Origin of the sequence: Microbacterium sp. AG157 (assembly GCF_003385695.1) — a bacterium.
Lineage (GTDB): Bacteria > Actinomycetota > Actinomycetes > Actinomycetales > Microbacteriaceae > Microbacterium > Microbacterium testaceum.
This window is the reverse complement of the sequence record NZ_QRDK01000008.1, coordinates 1-18,490: the sequence shown is the minus strand read 5'-3', so window position 1 is coordinate 18,490 and position 18,490 is coordinate 1. Positions and strand designations below refer to the sequence as shown.

Here is an 18,490-nt window from a genome sequence, read left to right as displayed (position 1 = left end):
GGATGCCGGGGCCTCTCGCGCGACGCGGGGGTCCCGGCATCCACCCTCGTCAGACGTCTCAGGGGGTCAGGGCCCCTCGCCGTCCCCCCCCGTTCCGGCCCCTCGTCCCTTCGTGAGCGGCCGACAACGGTCGCCGCGGGATGTCCCCGGCGACAGAAAACGACCCCTCACACGAAGGGGAGACCCGAGAGAGAGACCGCCGTGCCGCTGGCCGACATGCCCGAACTGCTCGCCGCGCACCGTGCGGTCGGGGCCTTCAACTTCATCACCCTCGAGGTCGCCGAGGCCATCGTCGCCGGAGCCGAGGCCGCGGGGTCGGGGGTGATCCTGCAGTTGTCGCAGAACGCGATCGCGTTCCACGGCGGGGTCGGCCCGGCTGCCTCGGCCGCTCTCCGCCTGGCCGAGAACGCGCGTGTCCCCGTCGTCGTGCACCTCGACCATGCGACCGACGAGCCGCTCGTCGACGAGGCCCTGGCCGTCGGCATCCGGTCGGTGATGTTCGACGCCGCTCATCTGACGGATGCCGAGAACCTCGAGCGCACCGCCGCCGTCGCCGCCCGCGTGCACGCCGCCGGTGCCTGGATCGAGGCCGAGCTCGGCGAGATCGGAGGCAAGGGCGCCCACGCGCCGGGCGTGCGCACCGACGTGGCCGAGGCCGTGCGCTTCGTCGAGGCCACCGGCGTCGACGCCCTCGCCGTGGCCGTCGGCAGCGAGCACGCCATGCGCGAGCGCAGCGCCCGGCTCGACGAGGCGCTCATCGCCGAGCTCGCCGCAGCCGTACCCGTCCCCCTCGTCCTGCACGGCTCGAGCGGGGTCGCCGACGCCGGCATCGACGGCGCCGTGCGCGCGGGCATGCGCAAGATCAACATCGGCACGCACCTCAACACCGTGCTGACCGCGGCGGTCCGCGACGAGCTCGAGCGGGACCCGGATGCCATCGATCCCCGCCGCTGGCTCGCCCCGGGGCGTGCGGCGGTCGCCGCCGAGGTGCAGCGCCTGCTCGGCGTCGTGACGGGGCGCGACGCGTGACCGGCATCGTCACCCTCACCGCCGCGGGTGCCATCGACGCCACCTACCGCGTCGGCACCCTGCATCGCGGTGCCTTCGCGCGTGCCGACAGTTATACCCGCGAGGTGAGCGGCAAGGGCGTCAACGTCTCGGCCGCCCTCGCCGCGGGGGGAGCCGACACCGCGGCGATCGTCGTGCTCGGCGCCGACGACGTGCGCTTCGCCCGGTGCGGACTCACCGCACCGCTGCTGCGCATCGTCGAGGTGCCCGGGGCGACGCGCGTCAACACGTCGATCATCGACGCCCAGGGGGCCACCACGAAGGTCAACGCTCCCACGCCGCCGCTGGCGCCCGAGGCATGGGCGGCCACGATCGCGGCGCTGCGTGAAGAACTCGCGGATCGCACCGACCCCTGGCTCGTGGTCTCGGGGAGCCTGCCCGAACTGGCCGGCACCGGCACCCTCGTCGACCTGGCCCCCGTCCGCGCACTCGCGCGCGAGCACGGGGCGCGGGTCGCTGTCGATACGAGCGGGGCGGCACTGGACGCTCTCCTTGTCGATCCCGCCGGCATCGACCTGCTCACCCCCAACGCCGAGGAGCTCTCGGCGGCGGTCGGACGCCCCCTCGTCACCCTGGGTGAGGTCGTCGCCGCCGCTCGCGAGATCGTCGCCCGCGGTGTCGGGACGGTTCTCGCGAGCCTCGGTGCCGACGGCCTCATCGCCGTCACGGCCGACCGTGCGGTGTTCGCCCGGGCCGATGCCCCGTTCGTCGCCAACACCGCCGGGGCGGGGGATGCCGCTCTCGCGGGCTTCCTGCTCGGGCTGACGAGCGCGCCCGCCGCCGGCTCCGACGTCCTCGCCCTCGCGGCGGCGTCGGCGGCGGAATGGGGTGCCCATGCCGTGTCGCACACGTCGACCGTCGTCTCGGGACAGCCGGTCGGCATCCGGGCTCTCGTCCACATCGAGCCGGATCTCGCCCGGGTCCTCACCCCGGAAGGTCACGAGTGATCCCTCCCGCGTTCCGCCCGCACCGTCCGAAGGATCACGCATGACCCTCGCTCCGACCGAGATCGCTCCCCAGATCGCCGCGGCCGTCGCCGATGTCTCGCGCATCCGCACCCGGGCAATCGACCGCGTCGCGTACGCCAACGACGCCTCGCACTATCTGCTGACCCCGGATGCGGTGGTCGTCGCCGCCGACGCGGCCGAGGTGGCCGGCATCCTGCGCGGGGCCACGGCATCCCGCACGCCCGTCACCTTCCGCTCCGGCGGGACGAGCCTCTCGGGGCAGTCGTCGGGCAATGGTCTGCTCGTCGACGTGCGGCAGGGCTTCGGGCGCATCGACGTGCTCGACGGCGGCCGCCGAGTGCGGTCGCAGCCCGGGGCGACCGTGCGCCAGGTCAATGCGCGTCTGCTGCGGCACGGCCATCGGCTCGGTCCCGACCCGGCGAGCGAAGCCGCCTGCACCATCGGCGGGGTCGTCGCGAACAACTCCAGCGGCATGGCCTGCGGCACGGTCGAGAACTCGTACCGCACCCTCGAGGGGCTCGTTCTGGTGCTGGCATCCGGGACCCTCGTCGACACGGCCGCCGCCGACGCCGATGCGCTGCTGCGCGACCGTGAACCCGCCCTCGTCGAGGGGCTGATGCGGCTGCGCGAACGCGTGGTGCGCAACGCGGCCAGCGTCGCGCTCATCGAGCGGCAGTTCGCGATGAAGAACACGATGGGTTACGCCCTCAACGCCTTCCTCGACTTCGACACACCCGCGGCGCTGCTCGCGCATCTGGTCGTGGGGTCGGAGGGGACGCTCGCGTTCGTCGCCGAGGCGACCTTCCGCACCGTGCCGATCCGGCCCGCGGTCTCCACCACCCTCGCGGTGTTCCCCACTCTCGACGCGGCGACCCGGTCTCTGCCGGCTCTGGTCTCGACGGGAGCGGCGACGCTGGAGCTGATGGATGCCACGTCTCTGCGCGTCGGACAGCGTCTGGCCGGGACCCCCGCCGCCATCCACGGCTTCGAGGCGACGACGCAGGCGGCACTGCTGGTGGAGTATCACGCCGACGACAACGACTCCCTGCGCACTCTCGCGGAGGCCGGTTCCCGCGTGCTTGCCGCGGAGCACCTTCTCGACCCCGCCGTCTTCTCTCGCGACCCCGCCCAACGCGCCGCGGCGTGGACCTTCCGCAAGGGGCTCTACGCGTCGGTCGCCGGGGCCCGGCCGAGCGGCACCACGGCCCTGCTCGAAGACGTGGTCGTCCCCGTCGAGCGTCTCGCCGACACCTGCGAGGGGCTTCAGGAGCTCTTCGCCCGCTTCGGCTACGACGACAGCGTCATCTTCGGCCACGCCAAGGACGGCAACATCCACTTCATGCTGACCGACCGCTTCGAGGGGGCCAAGGCCCTGGGGCGTTTCGAGGGCTTCACCGACGCGATGGTCGACCTCGTGCTGGAGGCGGGCGGCAACCTCAAGGCCGAGCACGGTACGGGGCGCGCGATGGCGCCGTACGTGCGCCGGCAGTACGGCGACGAACTCCACGACGTGATGGTGGGGCTCAAGCGTCTGCTCGACCCGAGCGGCATCCTGAACCCGGGCGTCATCATCGACGACGATCCCGGTGCGCACATGCGCCACCTCAAGGCGCCGGTGACGATCGAGCCCGAGGCCGACCGGTGCGTCGAGTGCGGCTACTGCGAGCCGGTGTGCCCGAGCCGCTCCCTCACCCTCACCCCGCGGCAGCGCATCGTCGTGCGGCGCGCCTCGACCGCGGCGCGCGAGCGCGGCGACGGGGGTCTCGTGGCGGAGCTCGAGAAGGACTACGACTACGACGGCGTGCAGACCTGCGCCGTCGACGGCATGTGCCAGACCGCGTGCCCGGTGCTCATCAACACGGGAACCCTCATGAAGCGCTTCCGACGCGAAGACGCGAACCCCGTGCTCGCCGCCGGGTGGTCGGCGGCGGCGACGGGGTGGGGAGCGGTCACGCGGGCGGGGTCGGTGGCGCTGACCGCCGCCGAGAAGGTGCCGATGCCGCTCGTCCGGACGGTGACGGATGCCGCCCGCGCGGTGCTCGGAACCGACACGGTGCCCCGGTATGCGCCGGAGCTGCCCGCGGGTGGGGCGTCGCGGCGGTCGCTGGGGTCGGTGGTCGGTTTCCCCGGCGTCGAGCCCTCGGCGGTGTTCCTGCCGGCGTGTGTAGGGAGCATGTTCGGGCCCTCCGACGGCATCGGGGCCACGGCGGCGTTCACACGCCTGCTCGAGCGCGCCGGGGTGGCGGCGATCGTGCCCGACGGCATCGACGCCCTGTGCTGCGGCACCCCCTGGTCGTCGAAGGGCTACGCGAAGGGGCACGCGACGATGACCGCCCGGGTGCGGGCGGCGGTGCGCTCGGCGTCCCGCGACGGCGCCCTGCCGGTCATCTGCGATGCGTCCAGCTGCACCGAGGGCTTCGCCGCCACCCTCCGTGACGAGGGCGTGCAGGTGATGGATGCCGTGGCCTTCGCGGCATCCACTCTGCTTCCGCGTCTCTCCCCGACGCCGGTGGCGGAGCTGCTGGCGCTGCACCCCACGTGCTCGTCGACGCAGCTGGGGATCGACCAGGCGCTACGGGCCATCGGCGCGGCCGTGGCAGCCGAGGTTCGCGTTCCCGACGCGTGGGGCTGCTGCGCCTACGCGGGCGACCGGGGCATGCTGCACCCCGAGCTGACCGAGGCCGCGACCGCCCCGGAGGCGGCGGAGGTGGCCGGGTGGGGAGCCGACGCGCACGCGTCGTGCAACCGCACGTGCGAGCTGGGCATGACGAAGGCGACGGGGGAGTCGTACGTGCACGTGCTGGAGCTGCTGGAACGCGCCACGCGCTGACCCCCATGGGCCCGGTCGTCAGAGGCGGTGGCCGTTGGCGAGGACCGGAAGGGCGGCGCGGACGCGGGGGACCGCGGCCAGGGGGCCGTCGACGTCGACGACGAGGGTTTCCGGCGCATCGCCGAGGCGGACGACGTCGGTCCCGTCTGCGGCGATGACTCCGCTGAAGCCGATGCCGGTCGGAGCGCCCGCGCCGTCGTCGCGGCCGATGGTCAGCGGATCGGCCTGGCCGACGGCCACCACCACGGTCGTGGTGTCGAGAGCCCGAGCGCGCGTCAGCAGCTCCCAGTGCTCGCGCTTGCCCGGCCCGGAGCCCCACGAGGCCGCGACGAGAACGAGGTCGGCGCCCTCCTCGGCCAGCGCACGGAAGAGCTCGGGGAAGCACACGTCGTAACACGTGGCCACCCCGATGCGGACGCCGTTCAGGTCGAACGTCACCGGGTGGTCGCCGGGCTCCACGGCATCCGACTCTCGATACCCGAAGGCGTCGTAGAGGTGGATCTTGTCGTAGCTCGCGTCGACGGCACCGGCGACGAGGAGGGTGTTGCGCACGCGTTCGGGGCTCGCCGACGGGGTGAACATGCCGACCACGATCGTCACGCCGGCCTCTCGTGCGATGCGGCGCACACCCTCGGCCCACGGACCGTCGAGAGGCTCGGCGACCCCGCCGAGGTCGGGGCCGGCGAAGCGGCACATGACCGCCTCGGGGAAGACGACGAGCTCGGCGCCGTCGGCGGCCGCTCGTCGGGTCTCGCGGGCGATGATCGAGAGGTTCTCGACGGGGTCGGAACCGGCCACGACCTGGGCCAGAGCGATGCGCATGGGTGTCTCCTTCGTACGGGTCGCCCCGTGTTGTATACATTTTGTATGCCTTCAGCCACGTCCCCGTCGGGTCGCGACCGCGCCCTCGAGCATCTTCGCGCCCTGCTCACCGACCCCCAGGTCGAGGGCGGCTTCATCAACGAACAAGATGTCGCCGACGAGGTCGGGGTCTCGCGCACGCCCGTCCGGGAGGCGCTGCTGATTCTTGCGTCGGAGGGGCTGGTGGACCTCGAGCCGCGTCGGGGAGCCCGCGTCGCCGCCTTGACCCCGCGCGAGACGGCCGAGCTGATGGAGATGCGCGGCCTGATCGAGCGCTTCGCCGTCCAGCGTGCGTTCTTCCAGGGCGTTTCGCCGCACGAGGCGCTCGCCGAGATCATGGGTCGTCAGCAGGCCGTCACCGAGGGACTGACGCGTGTGACGTTCGAGCAGGCCCGCGCGTGCATCGAGCTCGACAGGCAGTTCCACCAGGTTCTCGTCGACGCCGCGGGCAATTCGTTCCTCTCCCGCAGCTATGCGGCGCTGCGCGAGCGCCAGGTGCGGGTGGGGATCGCGGCGTTGGGGATCGGACCGTCGCGGTGGGACGCCGTCACGCACGAGCACGGTGCCATCGTCGATGCCCTGAGGGCGGGAGATCAGGCGGCCGCCGAGAAAGCCATCGACGACCACCTGAGCATCACCCTCCGAACGATCCTGACCGGGTCCTAGGACTCGGCGTCCGCCGATCCCGCGCGCGACGTCGAGAGCACTTCGAGGTACTCCTCGTCTTCGGCGTGCTGCGGGTTGCGGCCGAGCAGCACCCCCACGATGGTCAGCACGGCGGCCACGGCGAGGTAGATCGCCGGGGCGACCCAGCTCCCGGTGGCGCTCAACAGAGCGGTGAAGATCACGGGAGCCAGTGCCCCGCCGAAGACACCGGCGATCGTGTAGGCCAGTGACGACCCCGTGTAGCGCAGGCGCGGGCTGAACTGCTCGGTGATGAACGCCGCCTGCGGACCGTACAGGAACGAGTGGATCGCGAGGCCCACGACGACGCCCAGGACGAACAGCGGCATCGAGCCGCCGCCGATCATGAGGAAGAAGACGAAGGGCCAGGCCGCGGCGGCCACCGCCGCGATCGCGTAGAGCAGGCGCCGGTTGACGAGGTCGCTGATCCATCCGGCGAGCGGGATGAGCGCGAGCTGGAAGGCCGACCCGATCAGGGTCGCGGTCAGCACCTGCGAGCGCTCCATGCCGAGTTGGGTGAGGCCGTAGGTCAGCGTGAAGACCGTGAACATCGCGTAGAGGATGTCGGGCGCGAGGCGGCACAGGATCGCGGCCAGCAGCCCGCGGCCCTCGAGCCGGAAGACGTCCTTGACCGGGGCCTCCGGGCGGTCGCCCGACTGCTCGATGGCGCGGAAGATCGGGGTGTCCTCGAGCGCGAGGCGGATCCACAGGCCGAACGCGACGAGCAGGGCCGACAGCAGGAAGGCGACGCGCCAGCCCCACGCGAGGAACTGCTCGTCGGTCAGCATCAGCGTCAGGACGGCGAGCACGCCGTTGGCGAGCAGGTTTCCCGCGGGCGGCCCGACCTGCGCGGCGGAGGCCCAGAAGCCGCGGCGTTGGGGCGTGCCGAACTCGCTCGACAGCAGCACGGCTCCACCCCACTCGCCGCCCACGCCCACTCCCTGTGCGAAGCGCAGGAGGACGAGGATGACCGCGGCGAGCGGCCCGACGGCGTCGTATGTCGGGAGGACGCCGATGAGGAAGGTCGCGATGCCGACGAGCAGAAGGGTGATGACCAGCACCTTCTTGCGGCCGATCTTGTCGCCCAGGCGGCCGAACACGATCCCTCCGACCGGGCGGGAGAGGTAACCGACCGCGTAGGTGGAGAAGGCGAGCAGGGCGCCCGTGAGCGGATCGCTCTCGGGGAAGAACAGCACCGGGAACACGACGGCGGCGGCGGCGGAGTAGACGGCGAAGTCGTACCACTCCAGGGCCGTGCCGGTGAGGCTCGCGGTGTACGCCTTGGCGAGCGAGCGCGTGCGCTCCCGGCTGCCCGGCGCGGCGTTTCGGACGTTCGTCATGAGGGTCTCCTCTGGTGTCGGCGCATCGGGTCGCCGCGTTTTCGTTTCCCTCATACTTCCTGTATACAAAACGTATACGCAACCGATGCGGCGAGATTTTTCCGCGTCGTAACAATGGGAAGAGGCGACGTGACCGCTCTGGAATTCGAGATCATCGGCGAGGACACCCTCGTCTCCATCGACGTGCAGCACCTTTACAACGCCGGCTACGCGGGCCGCGATCAGGCCGCCGTGCGTCACCACATCGAGGAACTCGCGGAGTTGGGCGTGCCCGCTCCCACGACGACGCCGTCGCTGTACCCGGTGTCGTCCTACCTCGCCCGGCAGAGCGACAGCGTCGAGGCCCAGCACGAGCGCACCTCGGGAGAGGCCGAGTGGGGCATCGTGATCGCGGGTCCGAACGCCGACGACGTGCTGCTCACGGTCGCGTGCGACCACACCGACCGCGCCCTCGAGGTGCACGGCGTCGCCTGGAGCAAGAACGCCGGCCCCGACATGCTCGGCCGGCGCGCCTGGCGCCTGTCGTCGCTCGGGGGGCGGGTCGACGACCTGCGGCTGCGCGCGTGGGTCGGGCAGGAGCGCACGCTCATCCAGGACGGACGCGTCGGCGACCTCCTCTCGCCGCAGTACTGGCTCGACGTGCTCGCCGAGCGCGGGGAGCGCCACGAGGGAGTGGCCCTCATCTCGGGCACCATCCCCATGATCCCCGGCGTCGACCAGTTCGCCGATCGCTGGGAGGTCGAGCTCCTCGACGAGCAGACGGGTGAGTCGGCGACCCTGAGCTACGGCGTCGAGCGCATGCCGGTTCCCATCGGCTGAGGCCGACGGCGCGGAGCGGTCATGCTCCGCGCGGGGAGGGGATCCGGGGAGGGGAGGACATTTTCGGGGCGAGCGTCCTCCGTCGTCGGAATCTCCTCCCTTCAGCGGTCGTGCGGGCGCAGTCGCAGTGCTCCGGATGCCGTGACGTCGAGGCGCACGGCATCCAGCCCGTCCACCACGAGGTCGGCGGTCAGCTCCTCTTCGCCGGTCGTCCCGGTCAGGGCCAGCACGGTGCAGCCGGCCGCACGGGCCGCGGCGATGCCGGCGGGCGCGTCTTCGACGACGAGGCAGCGGGCGGGGTCCACGCCGAGACGCCGGGCCGCCGTCAGGAACGGCTCGGGGTGCGGTTTGCCGTTGACGACGTCGTCGACGGTGACGAAGACCGCGGGGCGTTCGAACCCCGCAGCCGACAGGCGCGCGGTCGCGATGGGCACCGAGCCCGAGGTCACGATGGCCCGTCGCTCGGCGGGCACCGAGGCGAAGAACTCCTGTGCGCCGCGGACGGGTGCGAGACCCGCGGCATCCGCCACCTCGAGATCGGTGACGTGCGCGATCGCTTCAGCGCCCCGATCGGCGGGGAGGAGCAGGCTGACCAGCGTGCGCGCGGGCTGGCCGTGGTTGGCGTGCAGTGCCTCCATCGACACCTCGAAGTGCTCGGCGAAGCGTCGCCAGGAGCGGACGACGGATGCCGTGGAGTCCACGAGCGTGCCGTCGAGGTCGAAGAGCACCGCGTCGAAGTCGCGCGCGAAGATCGCGGCGTCGGCATCGACCGGGCGGCGGATGCCCAGTGCGGGCAGCACCCGCGCCAGCTGCTGGGCGGTGGAGAGCTCCGCGTCGACAGTGGTCACGGCGATGGCCGGCGAGATCGGCGGCGTGTCCGGCCGGTGCGCGTCTCGTGATGCTCCGCGGGAGATGCGACGGGATGCCAGGACGGCGGGGTCTCCGTCGACGTGCACGACGTGCGGCTCGGCGGGAGCGAGGGCGGCGCGCAGCGCCTGCCACTCGGACCCGCCGGAGAGCTCCGCGGTGAACGGGGCGACGACCACGACGCGGCCGGTCGTGGACAGGGCGTCGGCGGCCGTCGCGCGCAGGGCGGCATAGCGGCCGGCGCGGATGGCGGAGGCGTGCGGCGAGGTCAGCCAGTGCCCGCCCAGCTCGTCGGCGGGGAGCGCGTCGAGCAGCGGCGTGGTCACGCTGTCGAGGTCGACGAGCGGAGCACGAAGGGTCTCGGCGATCCTGCGTCCGAGCGTGGTCTTGCCGCTTCCCGCGGTTCCGGCGACGACGACGGCGAGCGGATCGGGTATTTGACACGGGGACGGCATACCCCCACCATAGACGTAGCAAGTCACCGGTGTCATGCTTGAAATTCCGGGACTCGAAGAAGTTCCGGAAAGGACGGCCGCTCATGCGAGACACCGGTGACATGGTTTCGGGGCGCGCACGCCTGCACGGCGGGCTCGACCTCGGCAGCACCGCGATCAAGATGCTCGTCATCGACGACGACGGCGCCGAGGTCGCCGGAGCGCAGGTGCCGACGCCGTGGCGCGTGGGCGCGGCGGGAACGACCGATATCGTCGCCGACGACCTGCTCCGCGCGATCCGCGCGCTGGTCGACCTCGTCGATGCCGAACTCGCACCCCGCACCACCGCCCCGCTGACCTCGCTCGCCGTCGCGGGCATGGGCGAGACCGGCATGCTCATCGGTGCCGACGGCGCCGCCGTGGCTCCCGGTTTCGCGTGGTTCGATCCCCGCGGCCTCGATCAGATCGCCGCCTTCCCCGCCGCGGTCCGCGAGGAGTTCGCCGGGCGCACCGGCCTTCCTCTCGGGGCGCAGGTGAGCGTCGCGAAGCTCGCCTGGCTCCGCGACCAGGGCACCGACCTCGCCGGCCTCCGATGGCTCGACCTGCCGGAGTTCGTCGTCGCGGCCCTCGGAGGCGACATCGCCCTCGAACTCTCCCTCGCCTCGCGCACCGGCCTCATCGACCAGGACTCCGGCGCCGCCTGGCCCGCGATGCTCGACGCGCTGGGCGTCACCGACGACCTCTTGCCACCGCTGCGCGGGGGCGGACTGCCCTGGGGCACGGCATCCGGTGCCTTCGGTCCCCGTGTCGACGGCGCCGCCCTCACCGTGGCCGGCCACGATCACCTCGTCGCCGCTCAAGCCAACGGGACCCTGGATGCCGCCGGCTACCACGTGTCGCTCGGCACCGCCGAGGTGCTGCTGCGCGTGCTCGACGCACCCCTCGGGTTCGCGGCGCGACAGCGCCTCGCCGACGCGCTCATCAACGAGGTGCGCCACGTCGTTCCCGGCCAGCACGTGCTCGTCGCCGGGGTGAAGACCGGGCTGCTGCTGCGCCGCGCGCTGCACGCGGCGGGGATCACCGACCGCGCCGGTCGAGATGCGCTCGACGACGCGGTGATGGCTCTGCCGTTCGAGGGAGAGCTGCCGGCGGGGGCCATCGAGGTGACCGGTGCCCGCAACGACGACGGCGTGCTGCGCCTGGCCCTTCACGCCGAGGCGTCGCCCGCCGAGATCTTCGGTGCTGCGCTGCGGCACAGCAACGACGAGATCGCGGCGCTCATCGCCGCGATGGACCGCGAGGTCGCCCCGGCCACCCATGCGACCCTCACCGGCGGCTGGGCGGGCATGGCCTCCGTCCGACGCGCCCGCGCCGAGGTGCTTCCGAATCCGTCCCTGTCCACCCGCGAGCAGGACGTCGCATGGGGGGCCGCCGACAGGGCGCGGCGCCTCGTCTCGGCATCCGTCCCCTCCTGACTTCCGCACTCGCCGCGCCCGTCCCGATCGGACGCGCGAACAGACCCCAGAGAAGAGAGATCATGAACGAACTCACCACGCTCGAGCGCCGCGCGCTCCAGTCGATCAGCACCCCCGGCGGCCACATGCTCATCGTCGCCGCCGACCAGCGCAACGGCATGAAGGCGGCCATCAAAGACGCGCCGGGCGGCTCCGACGCCATCACGCGCGAGGAGCTCGCCGAGGTGAAGGCCGACCTCGTGCGCCACCTCGCCAACCACGCTCCCGCGATCCTGCTCGACCCCGAGGTCGCGCTTCCCCAGATCGTCGACGACGGCGTGCTCGACCGCGAGACCGGTCTCGTCGTGGGTCTCGATGCCTCGGGCTTCGAGACCGTCGACGGCCTGAAGTACACGCGCTTCGTACCGGGGGTGACCCCCCGCACCGTCCGCGACATGGGCGGGACCGTGGCGAAGATGCTCTACTACACGCGCCCCGACAGGCAGGATGCCGACTCCCGCGTCGCGCAGGAGATCCGCGACCTCGTGCAGGCGTGCGAGGACGAGGGCCTGCTGCTCATCGTCGAACTGCTGACCTACCAGCTCGAGGGCGAGAGTGACGAGGAGTACAAGGCCGCCTTCGCCGACCTCGTCGTCGACGGCGCCGCGCTCGCGGTGGCGTGCGGCGCGAAGATCCTCAAGCTCCAGTACCCGGGGTCGGCGGAGGCGAGCGCCCGGGTGACCGAGGTCGCCCAGGGTGTGCCGTGGGCCGTGCTGTCGGCCGGCGTCGATCACGAGACCTTCATCGAGCAGGTGCGCACGGCGGTCGCGAACGGCGCCTCGGGCGCGATGGCCGGTCGGTCGCTGTGGAAGGACAGCCTGTCGATCGACGCCGGTCGCCGTGAGGAGCTGCTCTCGGGGCGCGCCCTGCCGCGCCTGCGTGAGCTCGCCGACGCCGTCGACGGTCGCTGACATGACCACGCCCGCCCGAGACGGGGCGCGCTCACCGCGGGTGCATGCGGGGGAGCGTCGTCGAGGTCCCGGGCGGGCGGGTTCGACCCGCCGCCGGATAGGGTGGCCTGTCGGAGCAGCTCCCCGCCCGAACCCCTACCCCGGAGGTGCCTCGTGACCACGATGCGCGATGTCGCCCTGCGCGCCGGGGTGAGCACCAAGACCGTGTCGCGCGTGTTCAACGACGACCCGCACGTGCTGCCCGACACCCGCGCCCTCGTCGAGGCCGCGATGCGGGAGCTCAATTACGTTCCGAACGCCCTGGCGACCACCTTCCGCGCGGGTCGCGCCTCGGTCATCGGGGTGGCCGTTCCCGACGTGGTCGACCCGTTCTTCGCTGCGATCGCGCGCTCCGTCGAGGACACCGCCCGCCGCCGGGGACTCTCCACCCTCGTCACCAGCCTGGGCGAGGACCCCGCCGACGAGCGGCCCGCGCTCGAGTCGCTCCTCGGACGCCAGCTCACCGGTCTCGTGATCGCTCCGGTCGGCACCGACCACTCGTGGCTCGAGCGCTGGCGCGGACACACGCCGATCGTCTTCGTCGACCGTGCTCCGGTGGGCCTGCTCACCGACACGTTCACCGAGAACGACGAGGCCGGGGCGCACCTCGCCACGTCTCACCTGCTCTCGCACGGGCATCGCCGCATCGCCTACCTCGGCGACATGGTGCACCTCTCGACCGAGACGAAGCGCGTCGAGGGCTGGCGCCGGGCGCTGCGCGAAGCGGGGGTCGACGTGGATGAAGACCTGATCGCCTCGCAGGTGTCGGACCGCGCGTCCGCGGCATCCGCCCTCGAACGCCTGCGCGCGCTCGCCGATCCGCCCACCGCCGTCTTCTCGGCCAACGCCCGCTCCTCGATGGCGCTGGCGCACGTGCTGCGCGGGCAGTCCCTGCCGTTCGTCGGCTTCGGAGACTTCCCGATGGCCGACACCCTGACCCCCTCGGTCACGGTGGTCGACCAGGACCCGCGCCGCATCGGAGCGCTCGCGGCCGAGCGGGTGTTCGCGCGCCTGCAGCCCGACGCCGGTCTCGGTCTCGACGAGCTGACGGTGATCGACGTCTCACTCGTCGAGCGGGAGTCCTGCGGCCTCTGAGGCGTTCCACCCGGGTCGGGCGTCGATTCCCGGTCCGGGAAGCGAACGGGCGCGGCACCCCCCAATGGTGCCGCGCCCGTCGCCGACGGATCGGGAAGCCTCTCCCGATCGCTCGCGCGCGAGGGGTTCCCCCACGGACCCCCGCTCGCGGTCTTTCTCCATCCAAGCACAGCCCTTCGTAAATAGCACCCGAGGTCAGGCCGTAAATACGGTCGTCCGGCGGTGGTCGAGGGCGTCTACGATCGAAACGTGGGTCGCGGCGCTGTCGGACCACCCTCGCGGTACTCCCGCCGAGTGGTGGCGAATGTGGACCGCCTCCGCCAGGCGAAAGGCCTGACGGTGGGCGAGCTCCTCAGCCGCGCCGGAATGACGAAGAGCTACTACCAGTCGCGGGCCGGCTTCTCGCTGCCCTACAACACCAACGACATCGAGGCGCTGGCCGCCGCTCTCGGGGTGTCCCCCGAAGAGGTCGCGAATCCCGAGTCGGCCCCTCGGATCGAGATGCGGGTTCCCGCCTCCCCGCTCGCCGAACGGGTCCGCCGGCTCGTCGACAGCCAGGCGGTCAGCGAGAGCGACCTCATAGACCACCTCGACGAGGTCGACCCGGCGGCTGCCGAGAGCGCTCGCGCTCTGCTGGCCGCCGTCACCAACACGGTCGTGCTCGACGAAGAGGTCCTCCGCCTGATCACCCAGTGGGCCGACGTCCCCACCGAGTACCTCACCGACTACACCGACGACGCCGTCACCGACCGCACCGAGGCCGAACTCGAGCTGCGCGACGCCATGCGCGAAGCGGGGGCCAGCAGCATCCAGTTCCGCGCCCTGGGGGAGATGTCGCCCGACGCCCTCCGGGCGATCGCCCGGTCGTTGCGAAGCAGGCCGCCCGCGACATGATCAGCCGTAAGGGGGCGCGGCGGTGACGGGGGCGGACGAGATGCTCGCCCGCGTGCAAGCGCGCGCGGATCGGGCGTTCGAACGCGCGGGTCTGACCCCCGGCATGACGTTCGACGAGGTCGTCCACGCGGTCGAGCGGGCGCTGAAGATCCGTCTGCGGGTCGTGCGCGAGGCCGAGACCGCCGGGTGGGGAACGCTGACGGGCTTCCTCACCTACTTCGCCGATCGGCGCGAGGGCAGCATTCACGTCCGGGCCGCGGATGCCGCGATCTACAGCCAGTTCGCCGCCTCCCACGAACTGGGGCACCTTCTCGACGACGCGCACTGCTCGGGTGCCCTGCACGAGCGCTCCTCGGTCTCGCCGCACGACAATCCCGAGCTGACCACGCCGGAGTACGAGGCGGAGCTCGTGGCCGAGCACGTCGCGCACCGTATCGCGCGCGTGCTCTACACCTCGCCGAGGGTGGCCGAATCGTCGTGGTGACCGTGATGCTCATCGACGCGGCGCTCGTCGGGCTGCTGCTCGTCGTCGTGCTCCGGGCGCGGGTCGCCTGGCACCAGCCGCGCGCGCGCATCGCCTGGCTCGCGGCCCTCATCGGCTCGATCGCCCTGCTCACCCAGGGCACGGTGATCCCGCTCGCGATGCTCGACGGCCTGATCGGCGGGACGAACATCCTCAAGCTCGTGCAGAACGTGCTGACGATGGTGGCACTGTGGCTCGGCATCCAGGCCGGGACGGCACCGGTGACGGCGCGTATCCGATCGCTGCGGTGGTGGTTCCCGGGGGGCCTCGCCGTGCTCTTCGCCGCCGTCTTCTTCATCGCGATGCCCGAGCGCGGGACGTCGTCGTTCCGTTTCCTCGAAGACCTCGCGACGACCTCGACCGGGGCCTGGGCCTACGGGGTGCTGCACATGGCGGGCATCGCCCTCGTCGGCCTGCTGCTGTTCCGCTCGGCCCGTGGCTCGCTCCCGAGGACCCGCGCGTTCTTCCGCATCGGTGCCGTGGGGATCGTCCTCGGGTGCCTGAGCGAGATCCTCGATCTCACGCTGTCGCGGTTCTTCGCACCCGAGGCCGTGGTCAGCGCGCTGTTCGACCCCCTGTTCTACCTCGGCGTGGTGTCGTTCGTGATCGGCATCTTCGTGGCATCCCGAACGACGGCCAAGATCCGTCGACGCGGGGAGGAACTGCTCGCGCGGCTGGAGCCCGTCGCGCGCGAACGCGGGGCGGACTCCTTTCCGGGACTGCCCGTGGATGCCGTCGCCGACACGCGCCTGCACGCCCTGCGGGTCGCCGTCGAAGACGACGCGATCGCCACCTCGACGCCGCTGACCCCCGCGCAGCGCGCCCTGCTCGACGACATCGACGCCCACTTGACCCGCCGAACCTCGGGAGCCCCTTCATGATCCGATCCCTCGCCGTCGGCACCGGTGTCGCCGCCGCGACCGTCGCCGTCGCCCACACGGCCCTCGCCGGCTATGTCGCCCGCCGCCTCATCGCGCCCAAGGCGCCGAAGGTCTACGCCCCCATCACGGTCGCGGGCGACACGGTCACCGTGCCCGCGACACGGGAGAGCCGCGAACCGGGAACCTACGGCCTGTGGCTCGACGACGGCCGGCACGTCGTGGTGGGCGAGCCGCTCCGCATCGACAAGAACCGTGTGGTGCGCACCCTCGCTTCGCGTCCGGACGGACTCGAGGACGGGGATGCCGTGGCCACCTGGACGTCGCAGAGCATCGGCGCCCCCGAAGAGGTCGGTCCCACCCGCCATGTCTCCGTGCCGCTTCGGCGTGGCGGTGTCGCGGAGGCGTGGGAGGTCGGCGACCGCGAGAACGCCGACGGACGGTGGACGATCCACGTGCACGGCCTGCGCTCGAGCCGCAACGGTGCCCTGCGCTCCACCCCGGCGTCCGCGGATGCGGGCTGGATGTCGCTCGTCGTGTCGTACGCGGGGGATGAGGAGTGCGCTCCCGCGGATTCCCTGCCCTCGACGCTCGGCACGCGCGAATGGCGCGATGTCGACGATGCGATCTCTTACGCGGTCGAGCAGGGGGCTCGGGAGATCGTGGTGGTCGCGTGGTCGATGGGCGGCACGATCGCGATGCTCGCCCTCGAACAATCGGCTCACCGCGATCGCGTGACCGGCCTCGTGCTCGTCGCTCCCGCCCTCGACTGGACGCGCGTCGTCGAGAACGCCGTCGCGGGCGCTCGTCTTCCTCGCTCGGTCGCCGGCTCGTCGATGCGCATCCTCGGCAGCAGTCTCGGCGCGCGGGCGCTCGGACTCGTCGAGGCGGTGGATGCCCGAGCGCTCAACTGGGTCGACGGCCCGCGCCCCGCTCCGCAGGTGCCCACGCTGATCGTGCACAGCCTGCGCGACCCCGTTGTGCCGGTGAGCGGATCTCTCGCGTACGTCAAACGGCATCCGGAAGCCGAACTCGTCGCGTTCGACACGACCGGGCACTGCAACGAGGCCAACCAGGATGCGACCCGGTTCCACGACGCGATCAGCGGATTCCTGCGGGGCCTCGGCCACGGGTGATGCGCCGTTGCGCGAGCGCCCTTCGGCGGCGGACCCGAGGGATCAGGCGGTGAGAGCGGCGATCGCGCCGCGCGCTCCCCGCTCGGTCAGCGACGCACGCGCCGACAGATAGGCCTCGCGCAGGCGGGCGTTCCGGCCGAGGTCGCCGAACACCGGCGCGTAGTCGAGCAGCGCGGCCGGGTCGTCGTGAACGATCGCGCGGAGCTCGTCGAGGCGGCTGTCGACGGCGGGGGTCTCGTCGCCGCTCTCGGTGCGACCCTCGAGGAACACGCTCCACCCCGCGAGCACGAGAGCCGCGTGATCGATGCGCCCACCCGAGGCGAGCTGCTCGCGCACGACGGGGAGCAGGAACTTCGGCAGCCGGTCGGAGCCGTCCACCACCTGGCGCGCCAGGGTGTCGCGGATCGCTTCGCTGCCGAAGCGGGCGATGAGCTGGTCGCAGTAGGCGTCGAGATCGATACCCGGCACGGGCCGGAGCGTGGGGATCGCCTCCTCGTGCATGTACCCCCGCAGGAAGTCCACGAAGAGCGGGTCGGTGCAGACCTCGTGCACGTAGTGCGCACCCGACAGGATGCCGAGGTAGCTCATCGCCTGGTGCGAGGCGTTGAGCAGGCGCAGCTTCATCAGCTCGTACGGCTCGACGTCGTCCACCAGTTGCACGCCGACCTCGCCGAACGGCGGACGGCCGGCGGTGAAGGCGTCTTCGAGCACCCACTGCTCGAACGACTCGCTGCGCACCGGCCACCGATCCCGGATGCCGAACTCCTCGGCGACCGCGGCGCGCGTCTCGTCGGTGGTGACCGGGGTGATCCGATCGACCATCGAGTTCGGGAACGACACGTTCCGGGCGATCCACGTGGCGAGCCCCGGGTCGAGGCGCTGGGCGAAGCCGACGAGGGCGGCGCGGGCCACGTGCCCGTTGCCCTGGATGTTGTCGCAGGACATGACCGTGAACGCCGGGATGCCGGCATCCCGCCGCCGACGAAGTCCCTCGGCGAGCAGGCCCATGACGCTGCGCGGGGAGGCGGAGCCGTCGAGGTCGGCGAGAGTCGCCTCATCGCGCGGGGAGTAGTCGCCCGTGGCGTCGTCGATGCCGTAGCCGCCCTCGGTGATGGTCAGCGAGACGATCGCGGTGTCGGGGTCGGCGAGCTTGGCGACGACGGCCTCGGGGTCGTCGGGGACGAAGAGGTACTCGACGATCGAGCCGATCACGCGCGCGGCGGAGGTGCCGTCGGGTGCGGTGGTGACGAGCGTGTAGAGGTCGTCCTGAGCGGCGAGGGCGTCGCGCATGGCGGCGTCGAACGAAAGGACGCCGACCCCGCACAGGCCCCACTCGGTGTGGCCGGCCTCGAGCAGACGGTCGAGGTACATGGCCTCGTGCGCCCGGTGGAACCCGCCGACCCCGACGTGCACGATCCGCGAGCGCACGGCCGTGCGGTCGTACGTCGGCACGGACACGTTCGCCGCGAGAGAGGGGAGGGCGGCGGCGGTGAGGTCGGTCATGCGGGGCTCCGTGTGTCGGGGAGAGGGGCGGTGGATCGGGCGGGTTCGGTGCGAAACCCGCCCCGAACCGTGAGCAGAAGGGTGGATGCCGGGACCCTCGCGTGGACGTGAGGGTCCAGGCATCCG

Annotated in this window: 16 protein-coding genes; 12 read left to right on the top strand and 4 right to left on the bottom strand. The window is 72.1% G+C overall.

Translation table 11 applies throughout. The annotated features are described in order from the left end of the window. Positions 1-201 precede the first annotated feature (201 nt). The 3 genes from DEU35_RS16755 to DEU35_RS16745 are packed head-to-tail and all read left to right on the top strand — an operon-like array spanning position 202 to position 4,866. Complete coding sequence (locus DEU35_RS16755) at positions 202-1,029, top strand: class II fructose-bisphosphate aldolase (protein WP_258873590.1); 828 nt, start codon at positions 202-204, stop codon at positions 1,027-1,029. Then, entirely contained in the window at positions 1,026-2,015 is a 990-nt protein-coding gene (locus DEU35_RS16750) for a 1-phosphofructokinase family hexose kinase (RefSeq protein WP_181904686.1), read from the top strand. Before DEU35_RS16755 ends, DEU35_RS16750 begins: the two co-directional genes overlap by 4 nt. A gap of 40 nt (positions 2,016-2,055) precedes the next feature. Then, complete coding sequence (locus DEU35_RS16745) at positions 2,056-4,866, top strand: FAD-binding and (Fe-S)-binding domain-containing protein (RefSeq protein ID WP_220340872.1); 2,811 nt, start codon at positions 2,056-2,058, stop codon at positions 4,864-4,866. 18 nt (positions 4,867-4,884) lie between these two features. On the opposite strand, the gene DEU35_RS16740 is transcribed toward DEU35_RS16745, so the two are convergent. Further along, positions 4,885-5,688, bottom strand: coding sequence for a carbon-nitrogen hydrolase family protein (locus tag DEU35_RS16740; RefSeq protein WP_116240190.1), 804 nt, complete (start codon positions 5,686-5,688; stop codon positions 4,885-4,887). Between the two features lie 45 nt (positions 5,689-5,733). On the opposite strand from DEU35_RS16740, the gene DEU35_RS16735 reads away from it, so the two are divergent. Then, a complete protein-coding gene (locus DEU35_RS16735; RefSeq protein WP_116240189.1) occupies positions 5,734-6,393 on the top strand; it encodes a GntR family transcriptional regulator in 660 nt (219 codons plus the stop codon). Here DEU35_RS16735 and DEU35_RS16730 read toward each other — a convergent pair. Further along, on the bottom strand, positions 6,390-7,751 hold the full coding sequence (locus DEU35_RS16730) for an MFS transporter (RefSeq protein WP_116240188.1): 1,362 nt from the start codon (positions 7,749-7,751) through the stop codon (positions 6,390-6,392). The genes DEU35_RS16735 and DEU35_RS16730 overlap by 4 nt on opposite strands. 129 nt (positions 7,752-7,880) lie before the next feature. Between DEU35_RS16730 and DEU35_RS16725 the strand changes: the two genes are divergently transcribed. Next, positions 7,881-8,570 carry a DUF2848 domain-containing protein gene (locus DEU35_RS16725; RefSeq protein ID WP_218026382.1) on the top strand — a complete coding sequence of 230 codons (690 nt, stop codon included), beginning with the start codon at positions 7,881-7,883 and terminating at the stop codon, positions 8,568-8,570. A gap of 101 nt (positions 8,571-8,671) precedes the next feature. Here DEU35_RS16725 and DEU35_RS16720 read toward each other — a convergent pair whose 3' ends face one another. Further along, the gene (locus DEU35_RS16720) at positions 8,672-9,892 is read right to left on the bottom strand and encodes an HAD-IA family hydrolase (protein ID WP_181904685.1); all 1,221 of its coding nucleotides are present in this window, start codon (positions 9,890-9,892) and stop codon (positions 8,672-8,674) included. Positions 9,893-9,975: 83 nt separating this feature from the next. On the opposite strand from DEU35_RS16720, the gene DEU35_RS16715 reads away from it, so the two are divergent. The 7 genes from DEU35_RS16715 (at position 9,976) to DEU35_RS16685 (ending at position 16,861) form a co-directional block, all read left to right on the top strand. After that, the gene (locus DEU35_RS16715; protein WP_220340870.1) at positions 9,976-11,346 is read left to right on the top strand and encodes an FGGY family carbohydrate kinase; all 1,371 of its coding nucleotides are present in this window, start codon (positions 9,976-9,978) and stop codon (positions 11,344-11,346) included. A 62-nt stretch (positions 11,347-11,408) separates the two neighbouring features. Next, on the top strand, positions 11,409-12,296 hold the full coding sequence (locus DEU35_RS16710; RefSeq protein ID WP_103211027.1) for a tagatose-bisphosphate aldolase: 888 nt from the start codon (positions 11,409-11,411) through the stop codon (positions 12,294-12,296). A 162-nt stretch (positions 12,297-12,458) separates the two neighbouring features. Further along, the gene (locus DEU35_RS16705; RefSeq protein WP_103211029.1) at positions 12,459-13,430 is read left to right on the top strand and encodes a LacI family DNA-binding transcriptional regulator; all 972 of its coding nucleotides are present in this window, start codon (positions 12,459-12,461) and stop codon (positions 13,428-13,430) included. A gap of 249 nt (positions 13,431-13,679) precedes the next feature. Next, entirely contained in the window at positions 13,680-14,324 is a 645-nt protein-coding gene (locus DEU35_RS16700) for a helix-turn-helix transcriptional regulator (RefSeq protein WP_147301900.1), read from the top strand. Between the two features lie 22 nt (positions 14,325-14,346). Further along, positions 14,347-14,808, top strand: a complete 462-nt coding sequence (locus DEU35_RS16695; protein WP_116240184.1) for a hypothetical protein — start codon at positions 14,347-14,349, stop codon at positions 14,806-14,808. Beyond that, positions 14,805-15,728 (top strand): hypothetical protein, encoded by a 924-nt coding sequence (locus DEU35_RS16690; protein WP_147301899.1) that lies wholly within the window; start codon positions 14,805-14,807, stop codon positions 15,726-15,728. The genes DEU35_RS16695 and DEU35_RS16690 overlap by 4 nt, the downstream gene beginning before the upstream one ends. After that, entirely contained in the window at positions 15,725-16,861 is a 1,137-nt protein-coding gene (locus DEU35_RS16685) for a S9 family peptidase (RefSeq protein WP_103211023.1), read from the top strand. Before DEU35_RS16690 ends, DEU35_RS16685 begins: the two co-directional genes overlap by 4 nt. Before the next feature lie 42 nt (positions 16,862-16,903). Here the strand turns inward: DEU35_RS16685 and DEU35_RS16680 are convergent, their stop codons facing one another. Beyond that, on the bottom strand, positions 16,904-18,364 hold the full coding sequence (locus DEU35_RS16680; protein WP_116240182.1) for a mannitol dehydrogenase family protein: 1,461 nt from the start codon (positions 18,362-18,364) through the stop codon (positions 16,904-16,906). Positions 18,365-18,490 lie beyond the last annotated feature (126 nt).